This window comes from Streptomyces sp. NRRL S-118 (genome assembly GCF_000716335.1).
Classification (GTDB): Bacteria; Actinomycetota; Actinomycetes; order Streptomycetales; family Streptomycetaceae; genus Streptomyces.
Genome location: NZ_KL591015.1, coordinates 8,241 through 12,123, shown reverse-complemented (window position 1 = coordinate 12,123; position 3,883 = coordinate 8,241). Strand labels below are relative to the sequence as shown.

Here is a 3,883-nt window from a genome sequence, read left to right as displayed (position 1 = left end):
GGTGAAACCACCGTATCACGACGCGGGACGGGCTCCGTCAGCCTGCGGGTTCCGGGTCGGCCGACTGCTGACCTGCGGGCTTCTGGTCGGCCGGCTTCCGGTCCGCCGGTTTCCCCGCGGCCGGCTTCTCGTCCGCCTTGGCCGCGGCTTCCGCCGCCGCGGCGCGCCGCAGCGCTTCCGCGAGGTCCGCCTGGGCCTTGCCGTACGCCGTCCAGTCGCCCTTCTTCAGCGCCTCCTCGCCTTCCGTGAACGCCCTCTGCGCATCCGCGATGGCCTGCTGCAGTGCGGCGTCGCCGGTGGCCGGCGGCTTGGTCGTGTCGCCGGGCGGCGGCGTGGTGGGTGTCTCGCCGTCCACCCCGAAGACCGCGTTCAGCGCCTTGCCGAGGTCGTCCTCGAACACCGTGGTGTCCTTGGTGGTGTCCCCCTCCGGCTGGTCCGCGTCGACGTACGACACGGCCACCTTCCTCAGCAGCGGGTAGAGCGCGTTGCGGCCCTGCGCGTACACCGGCTCCACGTACAGGAAGCCGCCGTCGAGCGGCACCGTGAGCAGGTTGCCGTACTGGATGTCGGAGTCGGCGCCCTTGAGGTCGCGGACGAACTGGGCGACGGACGGAAGGCTGTTGAGCTTGTTCTGCACCTGGGCGGGCCCCGGTACGTCCTGCGTCACCCGCAGCAGCCTGATCCGGCCGTAGTCCTTGCTGCCGGCGTCGGCGTCGACCGCCATGAAGCCGCCCAGGTTGGGCCGCCCGTTGGGGGTGAACGTCGTCGTCAGCGCGAAGCGCTGCTCCTTGTCGCCCGGCATCTTCATGCTCAGGTAGTACGGCGGGACGGCGTTGCCGTCCTTGTTGGTCGGGTCGTCCGGCACCTGCCACGCGTCACTGCCGCTGTAGAACTGCGCGGCGTCCGTGACGTGGTAGCGGGTGAGCAGCTCGCGCTGCACCTTGAACATGTCCTGCGGGTAGCGCAGGTGCTCCTTGAGGCCCGGCTTGATGTCGTCCTTCGGCAGCACGGTGCCCGGGAACGCCTTCATCCAGGTCTTGAGGACCGGGTCCTCGGTGTCCCACTGGTACAGCTTGACCGTGCCGTCGTACGCGTCGACGGTGGCCTTCACCGAGTTGCGGATGTAGTTGACCTGGTTCTGCTGCGCCACCACCGCGCGGGTCTCGTTGCCGGCGGTCAGCGAGTCCGTGGTCGTCGCCCCCAGCGTCGTACGCGAGGCGTACGGGTAGCCGTTCGTCGTCGTGTACGCGTCGACGATCCACTGGATGCGGCCGTCGACCACCGCCGGGTAGGCGTCGCCGTCGATGGTCAGCCACGGGGCGACCGCCTCGACGCGCTGCTTGGGCGTGCGGTTGTACAGGATCCGCGAACCCTCGCCGATCGCTCCCGAGTAGAGGATCTGCGGCTCGCTGAAGGTCACGGCGTACGCGGCCCGGTTGAACGCGTTGGAGAGGTTGACCCCGCTCTTGCCCTGGTAGCTGGTGCTCTTCTCGCCGTTCTCCTCGTAGTCGAGCTCCTTCTGCGGACCGCCGACGATCGAGTACTGCTCGGTCTTCTCGCCGTAGTAGATCCGCTGCTCGTACTTGCCGACCTGTCCCGTGGTCGGCAGGCCGGCCTCGGTGAAGATGGGCGAGCCGTTGGCGTCCGTGGTCGTACCCGTGGCCATGATCGCGCCGTAGCCGTGGGTGTACGTGAAGTGGTCGTTGATCCAGTTCCGCTTCGGGATGCCCTTGATGTTGAGCTCCCGCAGACCGACGACCGTGTCCTTGCCCCGGTAGCGGTCGACGTCGAGCGTGGTCGGGAACTGGTAGTACTTCCGCTTCTGCTCCAGCTGCTGGAACGTCGGCGAGACGATGTTCGGGTCGACGAGGCGGTAGCTGGCCGCCGAGTCGGCGTCGCTGCGCAGCCGGTTCTTGTCCTTGACCGTGGACTTGCCGGAGTAGTTCTCCGGCTTCGCCCGGTCGATGTCGTACGCCTTGCGCGTCGCCTCGATGTTCTTGGCGATGTACGGCGCTTCCTTGGCCTGCTCGTTCGGCTGGACCTGGAACTTCTGCACGATCGCCGGGTACAGCCCGCCGATGAGGATGGCGGAGAGCACCATCAGGCCGAAGCCGATCACCGGCAGCTGCCAGGTCCGGCGCCAGAGCGTGGCGAAGAACAGCACGGCGCAGATGACGGCGATGCAGAACAGGATGGTCTTGGCCGGGAGGTAGGCGTTGGCGTCGACGTACCGCAGACCCGTCCAGTTGCCGGTCGCCTTGAAGTCACTGGACTTCACCGCCAGGCCGTACCGGTCGAGCCAGTACGCCACGGCCTTCAGCGACACGAAGATGCCGAGGAGCACCGAGAGGTGCCCGGTGGCGGCGGCGGTGGCGCGCGCGCCGGGGCTGGTGATGCGCAGCCCGCCGTACAGGTAGTGCGTGAGGACGGCGGCGATCAGCGACAGCACGGTCGCCGCGAAGCCGAAGCCCAGCAGGAACCGGTACCAGGGCAGGTCGAACGCGTAGAACGCCACGTCCATCCCGAACTGGGGGTCCTTCTGGCCGAACGGCACGCCGTTCACCCACATCAGCCAGGTGCGCCACTGCCCGGAGGCGGACGCGCCGGCGATCAGGCCCACCAGGGCGGTGATCGCCAGGAACACCCACTTCTTGTACGGGGCGACGCCCATCCGGTAGCGGTCCAGGCTCTGCTGCTCCAGCGACATCGCGCTGAGCGGCGGGCGGAGCCGGTGGGCGAGCCAGATGTTCAGCCCGACGGCGGTCGCCATGAGCAGACCGAAGAAGGCGAACAGGCCGATCTTGGTCCACAGGGTGGTGGTGAAGACGGACGAGTACTGCACGGACCGGTACCAGAGCCAGTCCGTCCAGAACCCGGCGAACATGACGAAGAGCATGGCCAGGACGGCCAGCACCCCCAGTGTCATGAGCAGGGTGCGGGCCCGCCGGGACGGCCGGCCGACTCTGATCCGTGGCCCGGTCGGGCCTCCGCCGCGGTCCGGCATCTGGAAAGCCAACGTGCGCCCCTCGAAGTTCGCGTCGTGTCTGAGCAGGTCGTGTTCCGGGCAGCTGAAGCGGCTGCGCCGGGCCCCAGCGATCGTAGGACCCACTGATGCAACTTACTCAGGCTTTACCTAGTTCCCGTATCGGGGTGGAAAGCAGGCAGGATATTGCTCATGTCCAACGTTTCCCCTTCCGGTCCCCCGATGGCCGCGAGCCCGCTGACCCGCGCGGTGCTCGAGATCGACGAGTACGCGTCCGGCCTCGGCTGGGACCAGCCGGCCCGGCTCTTCGCCCTCGTCGACACGGCGCAGCTGCGCTCCCAGGAGCCGGGGCTGGCCGCCCAGCTCGGTCTCGACGCCGATGAGGCCGCCGCCCCGCTCACCCCGATCGAGCAGGACGAGATCCCGGCCGACCGGCCGCTCGACGAGTTCCTCGCGACCGTCGCCTGGCCGGACGCGGTCGCCGGCTGCGCGATGACGGTGGAGCGGCTGATGCTGCCGCCGTCCGCCGAGGCGTCCGTGCCGGAGGGGCTCGACGAGGCGAAGCTGGCGAAGTGGGTGGCCGATCACCCCGACCGCCAGGAAGTCCGGATGACGGTGGCGGTGTTGCGGAACGGGGCGCGGGAGTCGGCGCTGCGGCTGCGCGAGAAGGACTCGGCGACGGAGGTCCTGACGGGCGCGGACCTGGTCCCGGGCCTGGCGGACGCGCTGGCGGCGACGTTCGAGTCCTAGCGGGGCGGGCCCGGGTGCGCGGTCCTCGCGTACGGGGCTGTGAGCGGGTGGAGGGGCGTGGCCGGATGCCGCGCCCCTTCTCCGTGCGCGCGGCCGCTCAGGAGCCACTGTGCCGCTCAGGAGCCACTGTGCCGCTCAGGAGCCACTGTG

The 3,883-nt window shown here is 69.3% G+C and carries 2 protein-coding genes; one reads left to right on the top strand and one right to left on the bottom strand.

All coding sequences use genetic code 11. The features are described from left to right. Positions 1-37 precede the first annotated feature (37 nt). On the bottom strand, positions 38-3,004 hold the full coding sequence (locus IH00_RS0123665) for a UPF0182 family membrane protein (protein ID WP_031076794.1): 2,967 nt from the start codon (positions 3,002-3,004) through the stop codon (positions 38-40). A 171-nt stretch (positions 3,005-3,175) separates the two neighbouring features. Here IH00_RS0123665 and IH00_RS0123660 point away from each other — a divergent pair, with 171 nt between their 5' ends. Next, entirely contained in the window at positions 3,176-3,733 is a 558-nt protein-coding gene (locus IH00_RS0123660) for a PPA1309 family protein (RefSeq protein WP_031076793.1), read from the top strand. Positions 3,734-3,883: the final 150 nt, after the last annotated feature.